Below are 25,148 nucleotides of genomic sequence, written 5' to 3'. Positions count from 1 at the left end.
CCAAAAGGGGACCTATTACCCAATAGGTCCTTTAAATCTAATTTTAGCTTAATTATAAACAATAGGAGTTTTCAAAATTAGTTATATTAATAAACTTAAATCCATCTATAAAATAATCAGAATAATCTAAAATCATAATAATCATTATTTAACGGGAATCTTTCTTTTTACAATTCAATCCAATAGAAAATTTACTCCGGTACATTCCATATACCAACAACACTACCAGCAAGGCCGCCGATAAAAGTTTGGCTGAAAATGGAATAAATTCAATGCATAAATCCAAATCAGTTATGTTAACTGCGTGCACGAAGAAATCGCTGGATAAATTAACGATATATCCCACAATAAGCGACATACCTACAATTGATGATAGGTAGATTGTGAAAAATCTTTTTTTAAATTTACTAAGTATCATGGACATTGCCACCATGTTGGTGGCCGGACCAACATAGACAAAAACCAGTATACTACCTGGGGTGAACCCCATGAAAATAAATGCCAATGCCAGAGGTAAGGAAGCTGTTGGGCAGACGTAAAGTGGAATAGCAACCAAAAGCAGTATAAAGAGGGATAACACAGGATCAGATGCAAATGTTCTTAAAAAGTCCCAGGGCATCCCCATACTCACCAAAGTACCGGCCAATGCAGCAAAAAGCAGTCCGATGAAAATTGAGGCGGATATTTCCAGGAATGTATCTTTAAAAGAGTATCTAATGGCTTCTTTAACTTTATCATATATCTCATCCGTCCAATCCTGATCATGTTCCGTAGATTTATATGCCCCCCGAAAAGAATTATCGGCCGTTTTTTCACTAGAATTAATGACCTTTGGATTACAAACCCCACAATAAACTCCATCTAAATCTTCAATTGAGCAGTAACCATTATGATCATTGTGAATTTTATTAATAGAATCCTTAGAATGTGTTGTATTTCGATATGCGGAATGATTATCTCCAAGTAGATGTACCAGAATTCCCGCAGTTAAACCAGAAAATGCAGCTAAAACTGGTCGCATGAGTGTTAAAGGTAAACCTAAAAAGGAGTATGAGGGTATAATCGAACTCACACTGAATCCAGATGTTGAAACCAGAAAAGATGCTGCAACTGAATCCCGTATCCCCTTAACTTTAAGTATTATGAGTGCTGGTACAATCCCACAGGCACATATGGGGATAGGTAGACCAATAAGAATCCCCTTTAATATTCCGCCAAAGGTTGAAGTTCCCACCAGTTTTTCAAGTAAATGGGTAGGGAGAAGTACGTGAATGAAACCAGCCAGTGAAAAACCTAAGAGAATGAAAAAGGAATTCTCAAGGAGTATCTGGTAGAAAAAATAGAAGAACGTAACCAAGAAATCCATAGTTCACCATTACCCCAATTAAGACCCTATCTCTAAAAATTATGATATTAAAACGTTTTAAATGATATCTAAAGCTATTATAACATACATTTAATATTTTAAATTGATATATTTAATTATGTTACACTCAATTTATATTCATTACCTTAGATGTGAAAAAACTAGGAATATCCAGATGGATTTAATTTTAATTTTTTACCAAATTAAAACCCTTTTTTAAAAATTTAAATATTTTTGATTCGGTTTTCCTTTCCGGTAAATGTTCAAAACCGCAGTTAGGACATCTTATCATATTACAGTTATGGGTGGGGCATCCCTGGCAAGTGGCATTTTTTTCATTCTCATCAAACACATATCCACAAATTTTACATTTCATGTATTACACTCCTAAAAATTGAACTCCTTGAAAAGATTTAAAAGTTCAATTAAAGATTAATTAAAGATTTAAATAAAAAAAGCACAGTTAGGGGGTAACTAAGAGGTTTTCAATTGGCAGAGGATGATGTAATATATTAACCCCCTAACTGATATTAAAATGGGAAAAAAGGTTTATTTTTCTTTTTTCCGGTCTGGATCTACACTGGAAGATTTAACATCCTTATCTTCCTTGCAACTCTTACCACGAATTCCACATCGACAACTCACGAAATCACCTCCTAAATATTTAACATAATTTTTATTAATCATATTCTTCAGAATCCCAGGACTAATCCTCCCTGGTACACAGCGAATGAGACTACATATGCCACAACAAAGGTATATCCTGCAGCAAATGCCGGCCATTTCCAGGAGTTGGTTTCCCTCCTGATGGTGGCCAGGGTGGCCAGACAGGGTATGTACAACAGGATGAATACCATGTAAGCATATGCCGACAGGGGTGTGAATACTTCCTGTATGGCTGCAATGAACCCTGGATCTTCTTCAGGTGCTACTTCTTCAACAGCTTCAGCAGATGCTGTTTCATCAGAAGATTCAACAGAAACTTCACCAGATGCGGGTTTACTTGATATTTCACCAGAAGATTCCGCAGTAGCTGCTTCATCAGCTGTTCCCCCAGATCCATCTTCCCCCACACCATACAGAATACCAAATGTACTTACCACCACCTCCTTGGCCACGAAACCATAAATTATGGCCACTGTGGCTTGCCATTCACCAAATCCAAGGGGTGCGAATACTGGGGATAATACAGTGCCTATTTGTCCAGTGATACTTTCCTGTGAAGCATATTCCACTCCCACGGGTAAACTACTCAATGCCCATATCACCACAGATAGTGCTAGAATGAGGGTTCCTGCCTTTTTCAAGAAGAGCACTCCCCTTTCCCACATGTGGATGATGGCCCCTTTAGCCGTAGGTATTCGATAAGGGGGAAGTTCCATTACAAATGGTGCGGACATTCCCTTGAATATTGTTTTTTTGAATATAGCTGCCATTACAATCGCCACCACTATTCCCAGGATGTATAGGGAAAAGATAACCCATCCCTGGTATGCGGAGAAGAATGCTGCGGCTAACAGGGCATAAACTGGTAACCGTGCACTGCAGGACATGAAGGGGACGATTAACATGGTTAAAAACCGATCTCTCTCATTTTCCAGTGTCCGGGTTGCCATTATTCCCGGCACTGCACATCCAAAACCCAGTATCATGGGTATGAAAGATTTTCCATGTAAACCCACCAGTTTGTGCATGAAACGATCCATTACAAATGCTGCTCGGGCTAGATAACCACTGTCTTCAAGTAAACTGAGTACCAGGAATAAGATGAAAATTATGGGCACGAATACCAGTACACCACCAACCCCACCAATTATTCCATCCACAATAAATGAAGTTAAGAATCCCTCTCCCAGACTGGCAGATACTGTTTCCCCCAGCCAGACGAAAGCCCCTTCAATGTAGCCACCTAACGGATCACCTACAGTAAAGGTTATCTGGAATGTTAACCACATTATCAGGAGAAATATGGGTATTCCCAAATATTTATGGGTCACGATTCTGTCTATTAGATCAGATCGGGTGACTTTATCGATCTTGGGTTTTTTAACTGATTCTGAAACCAGACCAGCTATAAATCCATAGCGGGCATCGGTTATGGCAGCATCGGCATCATCCCCAAAAACATTATTAAAATGCCTCTGGATCTTTTTAACACTTTTCAGAACCCGCTGCCCCTTACCAGATTCTTCAACTTTTTTAATGATTTCTGGATCATCCTCCAGTAATTTAAGGGCGATCCAGCTTGAAGGAGCATCAAACATTGATTTATTATCTGCTCCAGTGAGGTCCTGGTTAATGATATTTTCAATCTGTTTTACGTGTTCAGATACTTCATTCCCGTATTCTAATCTACCCAAGACAATGTTTGGAGATTTTGAAATTTTTAATATAGTTTTAAGGAGTTCTTCACTACCAGTTTCATCCACTGCTTCAATTTCAATTACTGGTACTCCTAAAAGTTGTGAAAGTTGTTTTTTGTTGATTTTCAGCCCTTTTTCCCGGGCGAATTTATTCATGTTAAGTGCCAGAACCAGGTTGGCACCTAATTCCATCATTTGAACAGTTAAATAAAGATTTCTCTCAATATTAGCAGCATCAATAACATTAACAATGACATCGGGCTTTTCACCCACAATGTAATCTCTGGAAACCAGTTCTTCCACTGAGTAGGCAGTGAGGCTGTAGTTTCCTGGAAGATCAACCACTTCTATTTCCTGCTGGTTGTATTGGAAGGTTCCTTTCTTTTTTTCCACGGTTTTACCAGGCCAGTTCCCAACATGCTGTCTCATCCCAGTCCAACGGTTGAAAAGGGTACTTTTTCCCACATTGGGGTTTCCTGCTAGGGCTATTCTTATTTTATCCATTTTAACTACCTTTAGTCATTCATGAGATTATTTTAACTAAAATCGACCATTATCTTCTGTGCCTGTCCTCGTCCAATGATAAGTCGTGACCCCTTAACATCCACAATTAATGGTCCTGGGATGTCATTTTTTATGACCTTTATCTGGGAATCTTTGTATATCCCCATCTCTGAGAGTTTCTTTTTAAATTTTCCACCGTGCCATACCTGGACGATTCTCAGATTATCATTTTCAGTAGCCATTGCTAAGCTCATCATTTTATCTCGATCTCAATTTGTTTTGCGTCTTCCTTCCGTAGGGAAAGGGAATATCCCTTTATTTTTACTTCAATTGGATCTCCCAGAGGTGCTACTCTTTCCACCTTAATGTCAGACCCACGAACAAAACCCATTTCCATTAAATGTTTTCTGACTTCACCTTTACCTTTAAAGGCTTTTATTACTCCGATTTCGCCTTGTTTTAAATTATTTAACGATTTAATCATGTTAAAGTGCCTCACTTTTTTTTGTTATTTGTAACCAAGTCTAAAGTTAGGAAACCCTAACTTTATTAGGATTACCTAACTTTCTTAGGTATACCTAACTTTTTCATCCTTTATAAATGTTTTGACTCTTAAAAACATTGCACAAAATTTAACCAAACACTTGTATTTATAAAAATAACAAAAATTAAGGTTATTTAAATAAATTTAAATGCTTAAATTGGCATAATATCACATTAAATGTATATAATCCAGTTTTCAGTGAAGTGGTGAATCAAAATGAGTCTATTATCCAAACTGTATTATAGTTAGTTCATGATGTATTGTACTAATTACAGAGAAAATAGAAGTAAATACTATTTAAAAAAAATTAATGTTAAAAAATAATGTTCTTTTTTCATGTTTTTTCCTCCATACATATCTTTAAAACCGGTTTGGGATAGAGTGATCCAACCCCTTCACATCCATCTTCTATTTGGGTAATCATTCCAACATCACTCCCCTCTTCTTCCAATTCTATAACCATTGTTTCAGACTCTACAGCTCCGGGATCCTTTTCAATGCACTCCTTGACCTTTGACTGGATTGTCGTTGCATCTTCCACATCGATCATGCTCACTATCTCCAACTGCTGCTGGAAACGTTCTATAGCATCATCCGGTAAGTTTTCTATAAAAGGGATGGCACCAGTGGCCCCTACTATCTTCCTTTTTTCCGGATCCACAGCACTGGAATGGAGGGCCTCAATACTTTGACCGGTGATGTGCCCCTGCACCTCTGAACCGCAAAGGATCAGGAATCTGATGTTGGGATTGGAAATAAGGTTAGCCACCATCTTTTCAATTCCCAGGTTTTCGGTTTTACAGGGCCCGGCAATTGCTGCCCCTCCATCCACCAGCACTTCTTCAATATGGGAAGCAAGGGTAGCACCAGCCACACAACTTTTTGGATCCCCCACTATGTAATCTCCATTTATAACTGGCCATCCTTCTGCTGGTTCTTTCTTTTCAACCAATATAACACCTCCGTGTCTAGATTAAATGATCATTATTTTATCTGATTTCTCAGAATATAAATATTTCCATTTTACTTTATTATTAATCAAGTAAAATTAAATAACTCAATGGATAATCGAAAACAACTACAACATATTAAAACCATTAATCCATTAAAGCTCCTTATTTTTCCTAACAGTGCCGAATTGATGGAATTATACATCATAAGTCGCCTTATTCCCCAAAAACCAGATATGAGTTCAAAAACTATGCAAAGAAAAATATTTAAAAAAATGATATACCCCGAAAAAATAAATAGGGGAGATATTATTTACCGGCCTCGGAAATATCCATATCCAATTAGACAAACCAAAGCAATGACCCCAACTATTGCAGCTAAAGGCAATCCCGAATCTGATGATCCCGAATTACCCCCATCACTAACCTCATATGCCTTAGCATGTCCAATATCACCAGGGCTGGTACTTTCTTCGGACTTGGGCCGCTCACTAGAACCATCAGAATCACTAATACTCTGAGATGTTGCACTGGCAGTTGAACCAGTAGTTTGAGACCGGGTGGCAGGTTGTTGGGTTTGACTTGGAATTTGGCCGGGTGCAAACTGAGAATTACCTGTTGCTTTATAAATCTCCGAATTCAACTTGGCTAGAAGATCAGGATTCAAGTTTTTAGAAGCCCATTCTATCATGGCCAGGTTTCCGCAGCTACAGTCACAACAGGCCACACCATTGGTGGCTATCAACTGAGCCCAAGTATTTTTCACCATATTTAGAGTAGCTTGATCAGTTTTCCAGTAACCCTCGTATGCTGCTGTGAGCAAAGTTCCTGTGATGCTGATCATAGAATAGGCATTGTTTCCCGTGGAAAGCCATTTAGTAACTCCTAAATTGTACTGATCCTTAACATAGGTATTGGCTACTTCCTCCCACATCCAGTTCTTGACTGTGCTTGGACTGGTAACTTGCCACCCCCACAAGTATGATACAAACTTGTTGGAAATGTATCTAGCCCCACTGTAACCTTCACCCATCATTCCCTGTATCCATTCAGGGTTGAAGTACCGACTCCTCATTTCCTGCGCCATGAACTGTTGCAGTGAGTATATTTGAGGGTTGTTGGTGTTGGCATAGTACAGTACGTTGAGGTTTGGTGCTTTTCCATTGTTCATCATCTCAATGGCCATAGATAATCCACCATAGTAATCGTAGTAGTCGTCGTTGTCGAGTACACCATATAAGTTTGTGCATCGACTGTGGTATGCTATTTCGATGCCTTTAAGAAGTTCTCTGAATAAATCAGGGTTGCTGATGCCCCAGTTTCGCTCGGTGTAGGAGTGACTCATACGGTTGATATAAACATCCGCTACTTCTTCCCTGTTCTCCCAAGTCCAGCTCTGTTCAACTGCCTTGTTAACACCAGCACCGTATTCACCCACAGGTGGTGCGAATATTCGAGTTATGGCGAGTTCTCCAGACTCATTAGATGATATTCCCTGACCTATAAATCCTAAAGTGGATTCAATCCAGTGTTTGGCTATATAGTTCTGATCCAGGGATTCATCTCCTTTGAAGTTGGTGTATTTGGCATCTACCAGTGTTAGCAGCACATAATCAAGGGCAGTAGTCAGTTGAGGATACTGTACAACGATCTGGTTGTATGATGCTGCTAGAGCAAGTCGATAGGAACGGTCCATGTTGGTCAAGAGTCTGGGGAATAGATCACGGAATAAGCCGCTGGTAGTTACAACCACGTCAACTCTTGGTCTTTTGGTTACTGCTGCTAAACCATTAGCAGTCCTTACTGCATTGAGATCGCTTAAAAGGGTTGCCATTGGAGTGGCGGTGTATTTCATTTCCCACTTCTTACTGACTGTGTTGTACGTCCAGGGCTGTATCCCCAGCATTCTAAGCACAAACGATACCATGGTACCATCATCACGGGCTGTTTCCACACACCATACTACCGCTGCTATCTTCTCCGGAATATTATCCAGTTGGGCTAAGGCCATATCTGCCAGTTTTTTACCAAGATCCCAGGCAACCTGGGTAGGCATTTTACTCTCATCTAAGGCATAAAAGTTTATACCAGTTGGGAGTGATTCAGGAGACTTAATGGGATCGTTTCCTTTGCCTGGAGTAACATATCCTCCAGAAAGTGCCTCAACCAGGGAATCCATCTCTGATGTGAAACTGTTCCTGATTTTATCAGCGTATGACTTTGCATCATTGAGTTTTGCTTGTAAGGTAGCATCTGTAGTTAATTCTGCTGCCGTTTTTTGGCCGGTAATGATCTGCAGTATCCAATTCTGTGCTTCCTGGTTCAGTTGTCCTGCCTGTTCTATGGTTAGATCATTATAGTTCCAGGTAGGATGCATAACCTGACAGATTAGTTTCTGAAGTGATGAACTGGTGGAACTGTCAACTGAAACAATGGAAGTTGCCAGAAGTGCTATTTCCTGGTCAGTCCATGATTGTCCGAAAGTGTGAAGACCATAGGGTAACAGGGTATCCTGCAAATTCACCAAGTAGTCATGGATCTCTTCTATGTCTGCATCGTTGATGTTATCTGGATTGATGATTCCCAGATCTGTAGCCAGATTCATCTCTTTTACTTTATCTGCAATAGCCTTTCGGTAATGTTCCTTCATATCTTGAGCTGCTGTTTCATAAAGATTTAGAAGATCCTTTAACTCTAGTAATCCTCCATATAAAACTACAGTTTTAAGTGGTGGAGTCAGGTGATCGACAATCACAGCCAGACCTCTTCTTTTAGCCTGTGTTCCTTCACCAACTCCATCCATGATGTACAGATAGACAGAGGGTATGTCTCCGGCCATTATGTCTGAGTAATCAAACTGAGATAGTGCCACTTGTTTAGTGGGCAACCATTCATAGCTGGCGTGCCTTCCCACGTGTACTTGTGCATCGGCATTAAACTGCTGGTTGATGTAAGCATACCACGCTAGATACTGGTGAGTTGGGGGAACTACGGTACTATGATAGAATTTGCTGGCGTCTGCTTCCCATCCTCTCTGTGGTTCAGGACCTATGAAAACATTTCCAAACCGAAGTCCAGGAATAACAATATATTTTTTACCGTTACGAGTAACTGTCATTATATTTCCTGGTGCCTGCCCCCATCCATTTAGTCCAGGGATAGACAGAGACTGGAATGCTGTTTTTGCATTGAAAAATGCCATCCAAGCATCTGTATTTCCACCTATTACCTCTTTCAAGGCATTGCCCATGTCTTTTATGAATCCAATCGCTTGTGTTGCCTTTTCAGGATATGTGTTGGCCAGGGAGATCATTTCCTCAGTCCATTTATCAATGGTTTTAATGGTCATAGCCTTTACAACATCATTGTTTGCCCCATAAGATACTCCCAGTTTAGTTACTTCTTCGATGTATCCTACTGGTCCTTCAGTTACCTGTTTTTGGGCTAGCGGGTGTAGTGTATTAAACCAAGCTATGTACTCGTCGGCATCCCAGAGGATGGTGTTAGGATTATTAGCCAGTTCTTCCAAGACTCCTGGAGCCCAATTTGCAACGTTAATTCCGCGTTCGATCATTAAGCTAACTAGAGCATCACCATTCTGTGGAATGTCCTCTACAGTGTATCCGTCCAATTTTAATCTATTTAAAATTCCAACTATGGTGTCCGGGACGTTCAGGTAGGAAGCTCCAATGTTTTGTTTTCCTGGTGGGTAGTTGTAGTAAACCAAAGCGATCTTTTTATTGGCATTATCCATGTATTTTAGATCAGTCCAGTTTTTTACTCTGCTGGCTAATTTTTCTATTCTTTCTGTTATGGCTTTGTAACTTCCGATCATTGCTCCGGTAACTGTGTCCATCTCTGTTTCAGTGGTAGCGACAAATATGGGCTCTACTATTCCCTGTGTTTCAGGTATGGCTATTTGATAGTAACTATCACTCCACATTAGACCATCATCTGAAGTAAGCCATTCCCCCTCACTTCTTTTAGTGGAAGTCATGGCACGGAATACTGGTACGTTCATGTTGCTTAAGAAACTGTTGGTCTGTTCTAGGAAGCCTGAACCAAGAGTGAAGGTATAAAAACTCACCAGAGCATCTATTCTATACTTGTATTTGGATGGGTTAGCTTCGTAATCTGTGTTTGTTACTACATGGGTTGTTTCTGCCGGATCGTAAACAAAGAATTTGATCATTGCCGAATAAACATTGGTCGGTAATGTTCCATTAGTTCCGGAATAGTAACCAACTACAGGTATTACATTCATACCCTGTGCCACCATTTTTTCGATAGTTGTCTGGAAGAAATCCATGTTACCTGAAAGTAATGATCCTTCACTGGATACCAAACCAACAGTAGGTTTAGATGGATCCAGGGGGTATTGTGCCAAGTAACTTTTTAAAGTGGTGTAAATAACTCCATCCCTATATAGCATCTCCTTTGAGAATATTCTTGCAGGGGCAGGTGTCCAAGTCCATGGATTACCATTCAAATCCGCAAACTTCTTTAAGACCCACTTATACTGATTTTCATAGTTTTCTGTACCTTTATTGGCATAATAAATTCCCGAATCAATCCATTCTTCAAACCAGAGATATCCGTTGGCTTTAGAATAAGTTGCTTTATACTGATTTATTCTCTGAATGTTTCCATTCTTAAGGTCATAAAGAATAGTATTTTTAGTGCTTGTATCCCCAATAACTCCATCAGATATCCAAGTTCCATCAGATTTCTGGAATATATACTGTCCATTTATCTGGCTAAGTTTTGTTACAGAGGGGTCACTTTCCAATATTAGGAATATTTTGTTGGGTTTATTCTTGAGTATTTCTGGGTTTGCGGATATTACATTTTTGAAATTACTCATTCCGGGTTCAAATATCCATTCCGCTATTATTATGTCTGCGTTTTCGATTAATGCCTTGAGATCAACAGTTGACATTTGCCCTATCTGAGTTGTAGTTCTTATATCGAATTTTACAAGCCATGTACTCTTATCATTAGGTTTATAACCCAATTGAGTTGGATTGATAAGGTCCATGATATGATGAGCTGCATCGTTAGTCATCCTTGTACTTTCAGAAGAGTGTATAATTAACACTTGCGGATCCTTCATGGTCTGAGATTCATTTTCAGAGCTTGAATTCTGTTGTTCTAAATATTTCTGGTTTTGAGTTTCTGAAAGTTCTGCAGCTCCTCCTGAATCACCTACCCGCGTAGTATCTTCTGCCGCTACAGTTCCTGATAGCACCAATGCAAAAACAAGACACGTTGTTATTAGAACTATTCGTTTTGTCACTTGTTTTCTCATCCTTTTCACCTCCTTTTACATTTTTTATCATGACAAATTAATTGTCAGACTGAATTTATAATAATACTATATATAACATTTGTGTTATTACAAATGAATGTAATTTGAACTTAATAGTAATAAAAAATTAATAATTAATACAAAGATCATGATTCATGGCGGTTTTTTATTACCACCAAGGGTAACCAATTACTCAAGGAAGCCACTAAGAGCTTTTAATCTGAAAAAACAAGCATATTAAAAATATCTATTTTTTAATAATTTATCGGCACAAAATATGTTTACACTTATTCCGAAAAATAATCAACAGAAGACTGAATTAAAAAAAAGAAAAAATGGGGAAAAAGTTTTTTCATTATCTACCAAACAGACTGCCCTTGAAGAAGAATCCAACTGCACCTAATGCCAGGACAGATACAATTCCCACAATTGCGTAGGTACCCCACGGGGTGTTGTCATTGTTCTCGGTTCCAGCCTGAGTTACTTCGTAGGATTTTCCAGTATCACCTGCAGGCTGAGCTCCAGCTTCGGTGGTGGTGGTCTCGGTTGCAGCATTCACTGCAGCACCAGTAGTACCTACAGATCCTGTGGAGAACCTTCCAGTTCCACCAGTTCCACCAGTTCCAGTTGAAGTTACCAGTACTGATCCATTTGAAGTTCCAGTTGAAGTTCCCTGGTTTGAATCTCCATCTTGAGTTTCAGTACCGCCCTGGATTTTTATCAGGTCATCCTTAGTACGTACAGGTAATCCTTTAATATAATTCAAGGAATCACCTCTTGCATCTCCTCCAGCTATAATTCTTTGCCACTCCTCTTCAGTTACCCAAGTATCTGCAGACAGAGTAATTGTCGGTGCAGAAATCAGGTTCGGTGAGGAATAATCTCCCTTATACAGTTTGATGTATTCTTCATAAGAGTTAGAACCTTTAGCAAATGAGGGACCTTCCCAGTCTATGATGGCTACTCTTCGGGTGTTGGTTGCACTGTCAAAGACACTTAGAATTAGGACGGACTTACCATTGGTATCACTGGTCATTCTCTGGCTGAAATAGGTTCCTGCTCCTGGGGAAATCCCTAAGAGGTAGGAATATATGTCATCTCTGCAGCTGATGGAAGTACCAATAAGTGCGTAACTTTCGTCTTCCCCAATTGGGAAGTTATCGTAGATGTAATTGGTGATTAAGTATCCTGGTGAACTACCACCACAAACGTGGTTATGCCATAACCAAGCCATTAAAGCATCGTAAGGTGGGTCGTACAGTATTACCTGGTCAATGATACATGAAGATTCGTTTTTGGCTGTGAATGTGCCATTTTCTGGATTGTAAGTTAGGGTTTTACTGATGACAGTTTTAGTTCCGTTCACCAAAGTTTCCAGACTGAACTGGAAGTATAATGGGTTGTATCGGGCGTTGTGCACTGGTAGTAGGGTTGCTCTGGATAGTCTGGATCCTAAGATCTGGTAGATTCCATCCATGGCCATATCCATTACCTGCTCATTTACTCGTACGTAACCTGCAGTGGTGAAGACTGTAAGGTCATAGTCATCTTTTTCCAAGTTTATTCCCTCCACGGCGAATAGTGCAATGGCTTGGTTGGCAGCATCGATACCGATCTGTTTGATCTGCTCAGGAGTCAGGTTTCCAGTGGCGTAGTTAGTGGCAACTCTCTGGCTTGCAATGTTGGTTAAACCTAGGCCCAGTATGTAGTCCATGTCCAGTCCCAGTGCATCACATACAACTTTTTTGGAGTCAACTCCTCCAGTTAAGTTGTTGTGAATTGCAGGGGTTATGTTGTCAAAGACGTACAGGATCTCCACCAGGGAGTCGGGGTCAGTTTCTAACTTGTTGATTAACCAGGTATTGAAAGCTAATTCACCAGCTATACCTGAATAAGCAGTATTGCCAGTTTGTTGTTTGTATAACTGGACCACTGCTTCTTCATTGAACCTCATTATTATGAGAGTTCCTAGATTGGTTGATGGACACCATCGGATGAATCCAACCATGTTGTCTTCAGCAGTGTTGTAACCTACCCATGAACGTTTTCCAGTGGTCAAGTCCAGAGAGTAGATGTATGCATCGTCATCTGAGTTACCAGGCACACCTACAGCCCTATAACTTGTTGCTTCCAGTTCTCCGGCATTTCCATACACCCCATGTGGGTAGTACTTCAAGAGAAGACTGATCATAGCCTGTCCACTGATGGTTCCCAGACAAACGTGGCCGTGATAGGCGGCTTGTCTTAGTATATCTGTGGAGAGTCCTTCTTTCCAGGCGTTGGCCAGACTGACATATCCAAAGGCATTGTCACCTAAAGTTGGTTTTATGGTGTTGTCCCATAAGGCTTGGTTTATAGCCGAGAACGTGCCCAGGTAAGCAGGGGTTAGTGAACCGTTTTTGAAGAACGCAGCAGTGAGTGCACTGCCATTTCTTACAATGAAACAGAAATCCACAGGATCTGTTCGTGTTGACTGGAATGTCAAAATGTTACCCTGCCCATAACTGATTTTACCATGCAAACCGTTTAAAACACCTTCCAAACAGTCTTCAGTGGTGGTACCGTTACGGTAAGCCAAACCAGCTGTGGTTATGCACAGCACTTCATCTGCGTTTGCAAAGTTCAGTAGGTTGTCGGCGGCTGCAGTGACTTCGCGGCCCAGTTTGTAGTTCTCGGTAGCCTTCATATCAAAGGTTACATCCCCATAGAACATTGGATCAGTGCCTGCCTGGTTTACATCCACTTTCTGAGTCTGAGTGATGTAACCCGGTGCAGTCACAGTCAAAAGAAACTTGGTACCATTGGCCACCCCCGGAGAAGTGAAATTAATCTTAAAATGATTATTTGGGTACTCAGTTTTGTCAAACACCACACTATTGTTGCTGGAGTCCTTAACAGTTATGCCCGGATTAATATCATCCTGAGCATATTCATAGTTAACCTGGACCCAGATAGTGGGATCTATTGCTTCTGCTGGTGATGCATCTGATCCATTAACGTCACTTAATCCTTCACCCCCAGTTGTAGATGAATCTGCAGCTGATGCAGCCCCACATAAAATTACTGCCATCAATGTCGCTATTACAAGTATTACTCCTTGTTTTCTCATCTTTTCACCTCCTTTTTCATTTTTTGACAGATTGCTGTCAAACCAGATTTGTAGTAATACCATATATATGTTTTGTGTTATTACTGAAGGACGATATCTCCAAATTATCGTAATACTTTAAATAAAATTATTATAAAAACAGTTTGAGCGTTGATTCTTTAATACTAAAAGAAATATTTCCAATAATAACAAAATAGAATAAAAATTTGAACAATAGGGTCAAGTTAAAGTCAGATTCAACTAAGTTTCCTTTTCATCCACACTGCACCGATTCCCAGACCGAACACTAAACCAATTAGAAGACCAGACAATAAAGGAGTCATAAACCCTGCACTATTATATCCCACAAGATTTAACTTGGATAACCCCTGTTGTATGGCATTTTCATTGGCGCTGGCAACTACAATTCGGCTGGAAACTTCAGGATGCTGGTTTATAAAGTTTTGAACCGTGCCAGTGTAAGACACTGCCAGAATCTTCTGATTAGGGTTGGTCAGCGTGCTTTCCAATTCGTGGGCCACATCTTCGGCTGAGACAAATTTATAGACAGTAACGTTAACTCCCAAGTCATCCACCACGGATCTGGCCAGTTTACCTGTGGAGTCATCAGCTATGATAAATGCTGATTCATTGGTGGTTACATGCACGCCATGAGCGCTCACCGGAACTATGAATGCCACTATTATCAGAATGAAGATACCAATGGATATACCGCTTGATTTTAGATTAATCATCTTAAGTAACCTCACTTTAAATTTGTTCCACCTGTGCCAGTTCTGGTTTTAGTTTAAATAGTGACAGGATGATGAAAACATTTATAACACCTTCTATCACCCCTACAAATAGATAAAACGGCAAAAGAGTGGCTATTAAAACTTCCAGAGTGGCAACACCTGCCACTAACATTATTAGAACCTGGGCTATGGTGGCCATGATGATTCCCATGAAGGTTCCCGAGAATATGCTCAGCCGATCATCCAGTTCAGCTGTGAATTTGTAGAAGTAGTAGGTTGTAAAACTCATCACAATTCCCATGGTCACTACATTGGCACCTAAAGAGGTGATACCTCCCATTCCCAGTATGAAAAACTGTAGTAGGAAACATAAAAACGCCACTGTAACCCCACTTAGAGGCCCTAATATAATCACCACCAGTGGTATTAGGAATAGGTGTATGGGAACCCCGAATGGTGAGGGTATGGATATTGATGATGCAGCTATAGTTACTGCTGCCAGGATGGAAGTGTTTACGATTATTTTTTCCTTTTCCTCGGTTTTTGAAAGTTTGTACATGTACACTGCCATAAAGACAATGGTTAAAATCCAGTAGATTGCAGCCTGCCACAATGTTAACAGACCATCAGGTAAATGCAAAGTTATAACCTCCTTTGATAATTTTTACTCCCAGTATTCGGACAATTAGTCATTCCAGTACCTAAAGAATCATATAAATAGAATATTATCTTCCAAATAGACTCAGTTGTAACTTTTTTAAAGTACCACCTTCTTGGTAAGGGAAAGACATTGCAATTAAACCAACAACCACCATTAAACCAATCATAGCAACTGGCCCCCCAGGTGAATTATTTGAAGATCTAGTATTTCCTGTAACTTTTTCAGGACCACTTTTAGAAGTAGTGGTGGCATTGTTGATAGTTGTCGATGTGTCGGTTACTGTTTGTTCTGTACCACTTCCCCCATTTGTGCTCCCATAAGGCTTTGAATTACTGCTGGATGAAGTAGAAGTATAATCTGAACCCGATGAACTTGAGGCTGAAGAAGTTCCTGAAGAACTAGTTGATCCCTTGTTAGTAGTGCCAGTATCAGTTGAAGTGCCAGTTCCAGGATCTGAAGGTTCTTCTATGGGAGTTCCATGTCCCGGGTGCGCTGTAACTACTCCGCAGACCATTAAAGGAATGGAAATAATCAATATCAGAAGAATCAGTTCTTTTTTTACTTGTTTAATCATCATCATCTCCTTCAATTTGTGTATAAAAAAATAATAGTAATATCATATATATGATTTGTGTTATTACTGTAATCCTTAAAATCAGCAAAAAAGTATTATCAAACATATTATTGGTGGAGTTAAAGTCAAAATAAATTCATAACGCAGATTAAAGAAACATAATGAAATTCCATATAGTTTAAAATGAGATTATCCTTACCTTAAGTCCCTCATGTCCAGTAGGTTCTGGTTTAAATGGAACTTCCAGACCTGAGGCCCAGATAGTACATGATAACCTTATATTTTTTTGGAAGTAGTCTGAACACTCCAGGAATAATAATAATAAAAAACAAATAGAAAGTCTTAAATAGAAGCAAGTCTCATCCCATGATTGTACGAATAACGCCAAATAAAGTATTACTAAATGGGTGCTAAACGGTGTTTTTGTATTAAAAGTGATGAACTTGCCATTTTCCTCCTGCAAGACGTCCCCAGAGGGATCCTCAAGATCCCTCCGGCACTTTATAGAGGGCATCAAACTCCCTTGTACAAACCGCTCAAATGTATCAACCACATGATGCCCTCTTAAAATTCACCTAACATTAACTCTAACACTCCCTCTCTAAGTAGTGATCTTCTGATGGTAAATGAGTAACAAGATGCACCGTATTCAAACTAACAACCAGTTATAAGAATACAAATTAGTCATTTTTATTACCAACAAGTAAAAAATCAGATTATTTGTAATACTGATGCAAACGTTTATATTATAAGTCTTCGTACACAATTATAGAATTTAAGGCTTAAACTAAAACTAGTATTACTTTCTGCCTGGAAAACAAAAGTAAAATAATACTAACAATAGCATTAGCCATTATTGAAGAAAGGAGGCAAAATATGCATATACCCGATGGTTTTATCCCACTATGGCAGTGCGCCATATACTGGATCATTGCCCTAATAGCACTTGGTTATTCTCTAAAGTGGGCGAGTAAAAACTTGGATGAAAAAAACATACCCCTTATGTCTGTACTGGCAGCAGGTATATTCGCCATTCAGGCCATGAACATACCTATACCTTGGGGAACCAGTGGACATATGGTAGGCGCAGCATTAATAGCAATTATATTCGTCAGCCCATGGGCTGCAGTGCTGGTTTTATCTATAGTACTGATACTACAAGGATTAATATTTGGGGACGGTGGAATGACCGCCCTCGGAGCCAACATAGTTAACATGGGGATTATAGGTGGTTTTGTTGGATTTTATGCCTATAAGGTCCTTAAAGGAATTGGTAGGATACCGGCAGTCTTTGTTGCAGCTTGGGCATCCATATTCCTGGCAGCACTAGCCTGTTCCATTGAAATGTCCCTGGCTGGTACTTTCCCCCTGGTGGAAGGACTCATATTCATGGGATTATACCATGCAGTGATCGGCTGTATCGAAGGTATCATCACCGTAGTGGTGATTCTGGGTATTGATAATGTGCGACCTGATCTGTTACCGGCATGGGTAAGCAGTAGAAAGCAGGAGGCAGTAGAATGAACACCAAAAATCGGAACCTGATTATTGGTGGGCTGATCATTGCCCTGATAATCGCTGTTATGGCACCTTTCCTGGCATCCAGTAATCCGGATGGATTGGAAAGTTCAGCAGAAAGCCTCGAAGTACCAGAATCAGAAGCCGCTTATACAGCACCATTACCTGACTATGCCATACCTGGAATGGAAGATAACCCCTTAGGGGGTGTTGTTGCCCTGATAGTGGGAACTATTGTAGTTCTCCTAGTGGTACTTGGAGTGGCAACCATAATTGGGAAACGAAAGAAAAACGGGACCAATGAATAAAATTAAATAAGGAGCTTTTTTTTAAGCTCCAACTTTCCTTATTTTAAAAGATTAAACATATTAAAACTAACAATCAATGGGGATAATAAAGACTAATTAATTGGGAACCACAATATGCAAGGACTAGCTGAAATCGATAGGGAAGCAAGTAAAGACAGTTTCATGAACAGTTTAGACGGAAGGATAAAACTAATATCCTCCCTGCTGATCATCATTTACGCAGTTTCCAGTACTAACCTTATGATACTGGTCATAATGGAGATGTACCTTTTAATCCTGATTTCACTATCCAATGTAACCCCCATCTATGCACTCAAACGTATAGCCCTCATTATACCATTTGGAGGTTTTGTTGCTCTTATTCAACCATTCTTCCAACCAGGGAATGTGATCTGGACCGGGGCATTCGGTTTGTTACACATGACTGATTATGGTCTCTACTTCGGAGCATTACTCCTCTTCAGAGTTACGGTTTCAGTCACCTCCATTGTTTTCTTATCTTCATCCACATCCATGCAGGATCTGGTGGCTTCTGCCCAAAAACTGGGAGTACCACATCAGTTAGCCATGCTGTTAAACCTAACAGTTCGTTATTTGTTCTTCTTTTACGATCAACTGATGAACATCTTAAATGCCCAGTCCACCCGTTGTTTTGACATATTCAGTAAAAAAACCCCATACAAGTGGAGGTTGAGAAAAGTAGGAGAAACAATCACTATGATGTTTCTCAGGGCTTTTGAACAGGGAGAGACTGTTTACCTGAGTATGATGTGTCGAGGTTATTCTGAAAATACTCGTATTTACCGGGCTAAAGTTAAGTTAGATAAGAAAGATTTTGCTTTTATGGGAACCACCATATTTATATTATTATCTTTACAATTACTGACTACAATGGTACTTTAATTTGTCTATTATTTGAGGAAATTTCAATGACCAGAGTAGTTATTAAAACTGAAAATATGAGTTTCGCCTATCCCGATGGGACTCCTGCACTCCAAAACATAAACATGGAAATATTAGAGGGTGAAAGAGCAGCCATCATTGGATCCAATGGTGCGGGTAAATCAACATTATTTTCTCATTTTAACGGTATTTTAAGACCCACCTCCGGTTTAATTAAAATTGATGGTGAACCAGCCAGTTACAAGAAGGATGATCTCATAAAGATCAGACAGAAAGTGGGCATGGTATTCCAGAACCCAGATGACCAGCTTTTCTCACCAACAGTAGAAGAAGATGTGGCATTTGGACCCATGAATTTGGGTCTTCCTGATGAGGAAGTAGAAAAAAGAGTGGAAGAATCCCTGGAAGCTGTGGGGATGATGGGATCAGAGAGAAAGGCTCCCCACCACCTCAGTGGCGGTCAGAAGAAGAGAGTGGCTATTGCCGGTATTCTGGCCATGAAGCCAGATATAATGGTTTTGGACGAACCAACCACCGGATTGGACCCCCATGGAGTGGAACAGGTTATGGACATCCTTTACGATCTTAACTTGAAGAAGAATATGAGTATTATCATATCCTCCCATGACGTGGAGATGGTAACTGAATTTGCAACCAAGATCTTCGTACTCCACGGGGGTGAGATCATCCACCAGGGCACTCCCGAGGATATATTCAATGATCCAAAAACCATTAAACGAGCCCAGCTGAAACAGCCCACTGCTGCCGCCCTTTTACATCGTCTTAAGACCAATGGTATGTCAGTTGGTGTTAAATTAACTGTTGAAGAAGCCTATCATGAGATCCTTCACGGTATGGGTGAAGATGCCTATCACAATCTACTGCATATGGTTAAAGATCAGTGCCACCATAAATTACTACATGCCCTGGGGGAGGAGAAATATCACCAGATGCTCCACATCCTTGAAGAAGAAAAGAAAAATAAAAGTTCTTAATATATAATTAAGCCTTTCTACCCACATCAACCACTTCAAACTCATCCAGATTAACACTTCCTATAATCCGGTAGAATTCTTCTTCTGGTAGGCTGTGGAGTTCCTCTGAGTTGATACCCCGTGCCTGTTCCAGGCCACGAATGTAGTATTTGAAGTCTGGGCCCAATTCATCCATGATCCGGTAACCCTTTCCAATGTTAATCAATTCATTTTCATCAAAACCAGTGATTAAATTGTTTATTTTTCTTTTAAGGCGTTCCGTGGGTTGTCGGTAGGTTCCCATTTCCAGGGCAGTTTCGATGTCCATGGGTACTTCCAGTTCATGGGCAAGTTCATGTTGAGTTTTTCCTGTGTGTTTCCTGAATCCTAAAACCAGATTTTTTAGATCTTTTTCCATATTTTTGACCTCCTACTTTTATTGATAATAATATGATCCCCTTAGTATAAATAATTTTTTAAATTAAAGTATTACTAGTTAAATGTGATAAACGAGTTTTTATAAACAATTCGATACACATCCGGCATGGGAATAGCATATACAAAGCATAACCAGATTAATTACTTAATTAACATATTATACTGTGAATTTTTAGTGTTTGTCCCTAAAAATATTCTTATGAATAGTTCATTGAAATTAGATTTGTTAGATAAATATTCTAAATCATCTCTGGGAAGTCGAAACCCTTATTTACTTGAAAATCTTATCTATTCCAAGTACAACTCTTTATAAAATCAATACAATATTTTTCAAATCCAATTGTATATAATCACATTTTGCTTAAATAAAATAAACTCATTTATAGGTGTTATTTTGCTCAAAAAACGTTACTTATTCCTGGGAATAGTATTCCTGATACTTGCTTACATGTTCATTGAGCCCTACTGGATTGAAACTAAACAAATAACCATTGAATCAAACCAGATCCCTGCCGAGTTCGATGGTAAAAAAATTGTTTTTCTCACCGATATCCACGCCAGCCCTAGCTTTAGTCCGGAAAGAGTTGATAGTGTGGTTAGCCAGGTCAATGCCCTGAACCCTGATCTTATCCTTCTGGGAGGAGATTATATCGATGGGGATAACCAATACATTTCATCAACTTTTGAATCCCTTTCCAAATTGAAAGCACCTCTAGGTGTTTACGCAGTTCTAGGGAATAAGGATCCGCAATACGAGACTTTGGATGCAATCCCTCAGTATGGAATTACTTACATTGGGAATAAGGGAACCTGGATTGAAGAGAATGGTTCCCGTATTCGTCTGGGTGGAGTAGGGGACTACAATAATGGTATGCAGATCCAGAGTGCCACCACCTCAGTGGTTACTCCACAGGACTTTGTTATTCTACTCACTCATAACCCTGATTACTTCCCTGAAGTAAATAAATCCAAGGTTGATCTGGTTTTCTCTGGACATACCCACGGAGGACAGGTGACTTTCTTCGGATTATGGGCACCCACCACTCATTCGGATTATGGTAATGATTACCGGACTGGAGTTATCACCGAAAATAACAGCACCCTGATCGTGAGCAATGGTCTGGGAACTACCATACTTCCAGTAAGGTTCTTTGCTAGACCCCAGATCATTGTGGTGGAATTGAAAAAGAAATAATCAAATAATTAGGAGTTTATGTGAAGAAAAACGAATTTTTAAGGTAATATTATTAATCTACTCTTAAGGCAATTTTATTCCTTAATTTATTCTTTTTTAACTGCCCCTATTTATTCTAAGTTTTTCAAACACATACCCAGGGTTATGCCGGGTTTTTTATCCAGGAGGAGTTTTATTGCCTCATCGAAGTGTTCCAGGGCTTCTTCAGTTCTTTTAAGTTGTCTTAAAGCCACTCCTTTATTGTACCATGCTGGGAAGTAAATGGGATGTAATTCTATGATCTTATCAAAGCATTGAATAGATTCTTCCTCCCGACCCATATCCATCAATATAAGTCCTTTGTAATTAAGGAGATCCCACTCTTTCGGCTCTATTTTTAGGGCATCATCAATGTATTCCAGTGCCTCTTTGAGTTTTCCCATTTCATACAAGGCACGCCCTATATTGTAGAGGGCAATAAATGATGTGGGATCTGATTCAGCAGCCTTGTTAAAATAATCAATGGCACCCTGATAATCCTTAAGATCAAAAAGTATTTCTCCCTTGGCATTACACAGATCAGGGTACAGATCATCAGATCTGTCAATCAAATCCAGGGCATTGTCAATGAATTTCTGGGCAGTTTCGTTTTTTCCTAGGAAATGATAGGCCAAACCATTGAAATACAGTGCATCAACATCGGTGGGTTCTTCTTTGAGAAATTGTTCATAAGAACGTATAGCCTCATTATATTCCCCTAAATAGAATAAAACTGTTCCTTTATCAAAAAATAGTCCAATATTTTCAGGACTGTACTCTAAAGCTTTATTATAATCCTTCAGTGCCAGGTGCAGGTCACCAACATCAACGTATACTGCTCCCCGTAATAGATGTGCATCTGGATTGTGGGGTTCGAAGTCCAATGCTCTGGAAAAAAGGTCAATGGCTTCAAAATAGTTTTTATGATCCAACCAAGTCTCTATGCCTTTTTCAATATAATAATGAGCACCTTCTGCTGGCATTACAACCCCCCCTGTTGTTCTATTGTTTCTTTATTCTGAAATATAAAATTTGGGTTAAATGAGAAGTTTGTAAAAATCGTTTAAATTCTAAAAAAATGGAAAATAAATAGAAAAAAAGTTTACATCCCATCCCAGGAAGGGGTGGGAAGTGGAATAATCCTGAGGTCCCCTGAAGATAGGGGAAGTCCTCGTAGATTAGGGTATATTATTTTAGAGCCTTTATAGTACTCTGTTATACTTGGTTTAAGTACCTGCTCCCCCAGTTAAAGTGTCGGTAGACATCTCCATCAGCAACGGTTTGGGTAGTTCAATGCCGATGGTTTCTTTTATAACATCTTCCACGGTTTTAACTGGTAGGAATTCCATTTCTTTCTTGACATCGTCTGGAACATCGTCCAGGTCCTTCAGGTTTTCTTCAGGTAGTATCACCTTTTTTATTCCGGCTCGGTGGGCGGCCAGTATCTTTTCTTTGATACCTCCCACCGGTAGCACTGCTCCCCGTAGGGAGATTTCACCGGTCATTGCCAGTTTGGGGTCTACTTTAAGACCAGTTACCAGGGAGGCTATGGTGGTGAGTAGGGCCACTCCAGCGGATGGCCCGTCTTTGGGTATGGCTCCGGAGGGTACGTGTATGTGCAGGTCCTGTTTATCGAATTCCACCTGTTTCAGGTTGAAGGCCAGTCTGGAGCGGATGAGGCTCTGGGATATCTTGGCGGATTCCTTCATCACATCCCCTAACTGTCCAGTGAGGAGTAGTTTACCGGTTCCGGGCATGAAGGCACCTTCGATGAACAGTATGTCTCCACCCACCGGTGTCCAGGCCAGTCCAGTTACCACTCCTGGCGGGTTCTTTTGACCGGCCAGGTGCACTTGGATGAGTTCATGGCCCAGGAGGTCGTAGAGCATGTCTTCTTTAACCAGGTATGGTAAGTCCACTTTGCCCAGTACGATTTTTTCGGTGGCCACCCTGGCCACTGTGGCCAGTTGACGTTTGAGTCCACGTACCCCTGCTTCTCTGGTGTACTTTTCAATGATGGTTTTTACTGCTCCATCATCAAACTGTAGTTGGGTTTCATCCAGACCATTGTCTTCTAAGACCTCGTCTATGAGGTGGTTTCGGGCGATGTGAAATTTTTCGTGGCTGGTGTAACTGCCTATTTCTATGATCTCCATACGGTCACGTAGAGGTCCGGGTATTCCCTTGAGGGAGTTGGCGGTGGCTATGAAGAATACATCAGAAAGGTCGTAGGGCACTTCCAGGTAATGGTCAGAGAAGGTGTTGTTCTGTTCAGGGTCCAGGACCTCTAATAGGGCGCTGGCCGGGTCTCCGCTGTAGGAGGCCATTAGTTTATCCACTTCATCCATGATAAATACTGGGTTTCGGGTACCGGCACGTTTCATTCCCTTGATTATCCGGCCGGGTAGTGCCCCCACGTAGGTTCTGCGGTGTCCTCGGATTTCGGATTCATCCTTCACACCACCCAGGCTGATGCGAACGTATTCTCTTTCCAGGGCTTCGGCAATGCTTTTACCCAGACTGGTTTTACCGGTTCCTGGTGGGCCTACCAGTAGGAGTATGGAGCCCTGTTTGTTCTGTTTGAGTTTCATCACCGTGAGGTGCTGGATGATACGGTCTTTGACCTTGTCCAGACCGTAGTGCTCCTGGTTAAGGATTTTTCGTGCGGCTTCAATGTCAATGTCCTTGACCTGGCTTTCACCCCATGGTAGGCTGGTTAAAAGATCAAGGTAATTGCGGATGACGTTTTCTTCTGAGCTGTGTGGTCCCTGGCGTTCCAGTTTGTGCACTTCTTCCAGGGCAATCTCCTTAACCTCAGAGGGCATGTTTGCTTCTTCAATTAACTCCCGATAATCCTTCTTACCATGCCCTCCTTCAGAGTCAGTTAATTCATCCTGTATCACTCTTAACTGTTCTTTGAGCATGTTTTCCCGGTTTTTCTTGTTCATTTCCTCGTTGAATTTGGCAGCCATTTCCATCTGGAATTTTATGGATTCCTTCTGTTCAATGAGGATTTCCAGGAATTTCAGGCTCTTCTCTTTCAGGGAACGGGTTTCCAGTAGGGTCTGTTTTTCTTCATGGGTGAGTCTCATGTAGGGATATATGTTAGCAATAATCTTCCGAAGATCATCCAGTTGGTTCATCTGGTCCACGAATGATTGGGAGTCTTTGAAATTTTCACTGATTTCAGAAACCAGGTACCGGACATGTTTCATCATTTCTGCCTGGTCTTCCGGGTCGATGTCTATTTCATCAGGGATTAACTCATATTTAGCACGGTAGTTTATACCATCCGGAATCAATTCTGTGATCTGGACTCTTTCCAGGATTTCTACCTTCAGATGGCAGAAGTCTCTCATTTCCTTGGCATTTTCCACCCTGATTAGTGTTCCTATTTTGTAAATATCAGATTCAGCATAGTACCGGGCAGGTGTTCCTTCTTTTGAGGCTACGGCGATACCGTAGTAATCATCGTCTTTAACTCGGTTGTGTACTTCACTCCCATGTTTTTTACCAATTTTAAGGTTCATGTTAGTTTCGTGTAATAAAACCATGTCTGGTAAAACTAACACAGATAATTCTTCATTTGCGTTTATTTCGTTCATTTTATCACTCATAGAGCTTGGTTAAATGATTTAAATTTTAATAATGACTTAAATACTCATAATTTTGCTTTAAATT

General features: G+C 40.3%; 19 protein-coding genes. 5 read left to right on the top strand and 14 right to left on the bottom strand.

The features are described 5' to 3' along the window. Positions 1-148 precede the first annotated feature (148 nt). From BK009_RS00860 to BK009_RS00805, 11 genes are all read right to left on the bottom strand, one after another. Complete coding sequence (locus tag BK009_RS00860) at positions 149-1,366, bottom strand: permease (protein WP_100908779.1); 1,218 nt, start codon at positions 1,364-1,366, stop codon at positions 149-151. Positions 1,367-2,058: 692 nt separating this feature from the next. Beyond that, the gene (gene feoB, locus BK009_RS00850) at positions 2,059-4,233 is read right to left on the bottom strand and encodes a ferrous iron transport protein B (RefSeq protein ID WP_100908777.1); all 2,175 of its coding nucleotides are present in this window, start codon (positions 4,231-4,233) and stop codon (positions 2,059-2,061) included. Between the two features lie 32 nt (positions 4,234-4,265). Continuing rightward, positions 4,266-4,487, bottom strand: coding sequence for a FeoA family protein (locus tag BK009_RS00845; protein ID WP_157809675.1), 222 nt, complete (start codon positions 4,485-4,487; stop codon positions 4,266-4,268). Further along, positions 4,487-4,717, bottom strand: a complete 231-nt coding sequence (locus BK009_RS00840; RefSeq protein ID WP_100908775.1) for a FeoA family protein — start codon at positions 4,715-4,717, stop codon at positions 4,487-4,489. Before BK009_RS00840 ends, BK009_RS00845 begins: the two co-directional genes overlap by 1 nt. A 394-nt stretch (positions 4,718-5,111) precedes the next feature. Beyond that, on the bottom strand, positions 5,112-5,729 hold the full coding sequence (gene mtrA, locus BK009_RS00835) for a tetrahydromethanopterin S-methyltransferase subunit A (protein WP_100908774.1): 618 nt from the start codon (positions 5,727-5,729) through the stop codon (positions 5,112-5,114). Between the two features lie 311 nt (positions 5,730-6,040). Beyond that, on the bottom strand, positions 6,041-11,035 hold the full coding sequence (locus BK009_RS00830; RefSeq protein ID WP_100908773.1) for a cobaltochelatase subunit CobN: 4,995 nt from the start codon (positions 11,033-11,035) through the stop codon (positions 6,041-6,043). 355 nt (positions 11,036-11,390) lie between these two features. Further along, positions 11,391-14,144 (bottom strand): FmdE family protein, encoded by a 2,754-nt coding sequence (locus BK009_RS00825; protein ID WP_100909697.1) that lies wholly within the window; start codon positions 14,142-14,144, stop codon positions 11,391-11,393. A gap of 236 nt (positions 14,145-14,380) precedes the next feature. Further along, the gene (locus BK009_RS00820; RefSeq protein ID WP_100908772.1) at positions 14,381-14,878 is read right to left on the bottom strand and encodes a hypothetical protein; all 498 of its coding nucleotides are present in this window, start codon (positions 14,876-14,878) and stop codon (positions 14,381-14,383) included. A 16-nt stretch (positions 14,879-14,894) separates the two neighbouring features. Continuing rightward, positions 14,895-15,518, bottom strand: a complete 624-nt coding sequence (locus tag BK009_RS00815; protein WP_100908771.1) for an energy-coupling factor ABC transporter permease — start codon at positions 15,516-15,518, stop codon at positions 14,895-14,897. A gap of 85 nt (positions 15,519-15,603) precedes the next feature. Next, positions 15,604-16,113: a hypothetical protein gene (locus BK009_RS00810; RefSeq protein WP_100908770.1), complete on the bottom strand. Its 510-nt coding sequence runs from the start codon at positions 16,111-16,113 to the stop codon at positions 15,604-15,606. 178 nt (positions 16,114-16,291) lie between these two features. Then, the gene (locus BK009_RS00805) at positions 16,292-16,627 is read right to left on the bottom strand and encodes a hypothetical protein (protein ID WP_100908769.1); all 336 of its coding nucleotides are present in this window, start codon (positions 16,625-16,627) and stop codon (positions 16,292-16,294) included. Between the two features lie 362 nt (positions 16,628-16,989). Here BK009_RS00805 and cbiM point away from each other — a divergent pair, with 362 nt between their 5' ends. The 4 genes from cbiM (at position 16,990) to BK009_RS00785 (ending at position 19,837) form a co-directional block, all read left to right on the top strand. After that, positions 16,990-17,637 (top strand): cobalt transporter CbiM, encoded by a 648-nt coding sequence (cbiM, locus tag BK009_RS00800; protein ID WP_100904634.1) that lies wholly within the window; start codon positions 16,990-16,992, stop codon positions 17,635-17,637. Next, complete coding sequence (locus BK009_RS00795) at positions 17,634-17,939, top strand: PDGLE domain-containing protein (RefSeq protein ID WP_100904635.1); 306 nt, start codon at positions 17,634-17,636, stop codon at positions 17,937-17,939. The genes cbiM and BK009_RS00795 overlap by 4 nt, the downstream gene beginning before the upstream one ends. A 114-nt stretch (positions 17,940-18,053) precedes the next feature. Further along, positions 18,054-18,842: a cobalt ECF transporter T component CbiQ gene (cbiQ, locus tag BK009_RS00790; protein ID WP_100904636.1), complete on the top strand. Its 789-nt coding sequence runs from the start codon at positions 18,054-18,056 to the stop codon at positions 18,840-18,842. A gap of 26 nt (positions 18,843-18,868) precedes the next feature. After that, positions 18,869-19,837 (top strand): ATP-binding cassette domain-containing protein, encoded by a 969-nt coding sequence (locus BK009_RS00785; RefSeq protein ID WP_100908768.1) that lies wholly within the window; start codon positions 18,869-18,871, stop codon positions 19,835-19,837. A 7-nt stretch (positions 19,838-19,844) separates the two neighbouring features. Here BK009_RS00785 and BK009_RS00780 read toward each other — a convergent pair whose 3' ends face one another. After that, positions 19,845-20,234 carry a hypothetical protein gene (locus tag BK009_RS00780; protein ID WP_100908767.1) on the bottom strand — a complete coding sequence of 130 codons (390 nt, stop codon included), beginning with the start codon at positions 20,232-20,234 and terminating at the stop codon, positions 19,845-19,847. A 414-nt stretch (positions 20,235-20,648) separates the two neighbouring features. Here BK009_RS00780 and BK009_RS00775 point away from each other — a divergent pair, with 414 nt between their 5' ends. Continuing rightward, positions 20,649-21,449 carry a metallophosphoesterase gene (locus BK009_RS00775; protein ID WP_169923150.1) on the top strand — a complete coding sequence of 267 codons (801 nt, stop codon included), beginning with the start codon at positions 20,649-20,651 and terminating at the stop codon, positions 21,447-21,449. A 110-nt stretch (positions 21,450-21,559) separates the two neighbouring features. Here BK009_RS00775 and BK009_RS00770 read toward each other — a convergent pair whose 3' ends face one another. Both BK009_RS00770 and lon read right to left on the bottom strand, forming a co-directional pair. After that, the gene (locus BK009_RS00770) at positions 21,560-22,450 is read right to left on the bottom strand and encodes a tetratricopeptide repeat protein (protein WP_100907563.1); all 891 of its coding nucleotides are present in this window, start codon (positions 22,448-22,450) and stop codon (positions 21,560-21,562) included. A 243-nt stretch (positions 22,451-22,693) separates the two neighbouring features. After that, positions 22,694-25,072, bottom strand: a complete 2,379-nt coding sequence (lon, locus tag BK009_RS00765) for an endopeptidase La (protein ID WP_100908766.1) — start codon at positions 25,070-25,072, stop codon at positions 22,694-22,696. Positions 25,073-25,148: the final 76 nt, after the last annotated feature.

The sequence above is a fragment of the Methanobacterium subterraneum genome, from assembly GCF_002813695.1.
Taxonomy (GTDB): Archaea; Methanobacteriota; Methanobacteria; order Methanobacteriales; family Methanobacteriaceae; genus Methanobacterium; species Methanobacterium subterraneum.
This window is presented reverse-complemented; position numbering and strand designations above follow the sequence as displayed.

What these genes read in the sequence shown, in the direction of transcription:
- BK009_RS00860 (WP_100908779.1), bottom strand. Translation starts at nt 1,366, where the DNA reads ATGGATTTCTTGGTTACGTTCTTCTATTTTTTCTACCAGATACTCCTT.
- feoB (WP_100908777.1), bottom strand. Translation starts at nt 4,233, where the DNA reads ATGGATAAAATAAGAATAGCCCTAGCAGGAAACCCCAATGTGGGAAAA.
- BK009_RS00845 (WP_157809675.1), bottom strand. Translation starts at nt 4,487, where the DNA reads ATGAGCTTAGCAATGGCTACTGAAAATGATAATCTGAGAATCGTCCAG.
- BK009_RS00840 (WP_100908775.1), bottom strand. Translation starts at nt 4,717, where the DNA reads ATGATTAAATCGTTAAATAATTTAAAACAAGGCGAAATCGGAGTAATA.
- BK009_RS00830 (WP_100908773.1), bottom strand. Translation starts at nt 11,035, where the DNA reads ATGAGAAAACAAGTGACAAAACGAATAGTTCTAATAACAACGTGTCTT.
- BK009_RS00825 (WP_100909697.1), bottom strand. Translation starts at nt 14,144, where the DNA reads ATGAGAAAACAAGGAGTAATACTTGTAATAGCGACATTGATGGCAGTA.
- BK009_RS00820 (WP_100908772.1), bottom strand. Translation starts at nt 14,878, where the DNA reads ATGATTAATCTAAAATCAAGCGGTATATCCATTGGTATCTTCATTCTG.
- BK009_RS00810 (WP_100908770.1), bottom strand. Translation starts at nt 16,113, where the DNA reads ATGATTAAACAAGTAAAAAAAGAACTGATTCTTCTGATATTGATTATT.
- BK009_RS00805 (WP_100908769.1), bottom strand. Translation starts at nt 16,627, where the DNA reads ATGCCCTCTATAAAGTGCCGGAGGGATCTTGAGGATCCCTCTGGGGAC.
- cbiM (WP_100904634.1), top strand. Translation starts at nt 16,990, where the DNA reads ATGCATATACCCGATGGTTTTATCCCACTATGGCAGTGCGCCATATAC.
- BK009_RS00795 (WP_100904635.1), top strand. Translation starts at nt 17,634, where the DNA reads ATGAACACCAAAAATCGGAACCTGATTATTGGTGGGCTGATCATTGCC.
- cbiQ (WP_100904636.1), top strand. Translation starts at nt 18,054, where the DNA reads ATGCAAGGACTAGCTGAAATCGATAGGGAAGCAAGTAAAGACAGTTTC.
- BK009_RS00785 (WP_100908768.1), top strand. Translation starts at nt 18,869, where the DNA reads ATGACCAGAGTAGTTATTAAAACTGAAAATATGAGTTTCGCCTATCCC.
- BK009_RS00780 (WP_100908767.1), bottom strand. Translation starts at nt 20,234, where the DNA reads ATGGAAAAAGATCTAAAAAATCTGGTTTTAGGATTCAGGAAACACACA.
- BK009_RS00770 (WP_100907563.1), bottom strand. Translation starts at nt 22,450, where the DNA reads ATGCCAGCAGAAGGTGCTCATTATTATATTGAAAAAGGCATAGAGACT.
- lon (WP_100908766.1), bottom strand. Translation starts at nt 25,072, where the DNA reads ATGAACGAAATAAACGCAAATGAAGAATTATCTGTGTTAGTTTTACCA.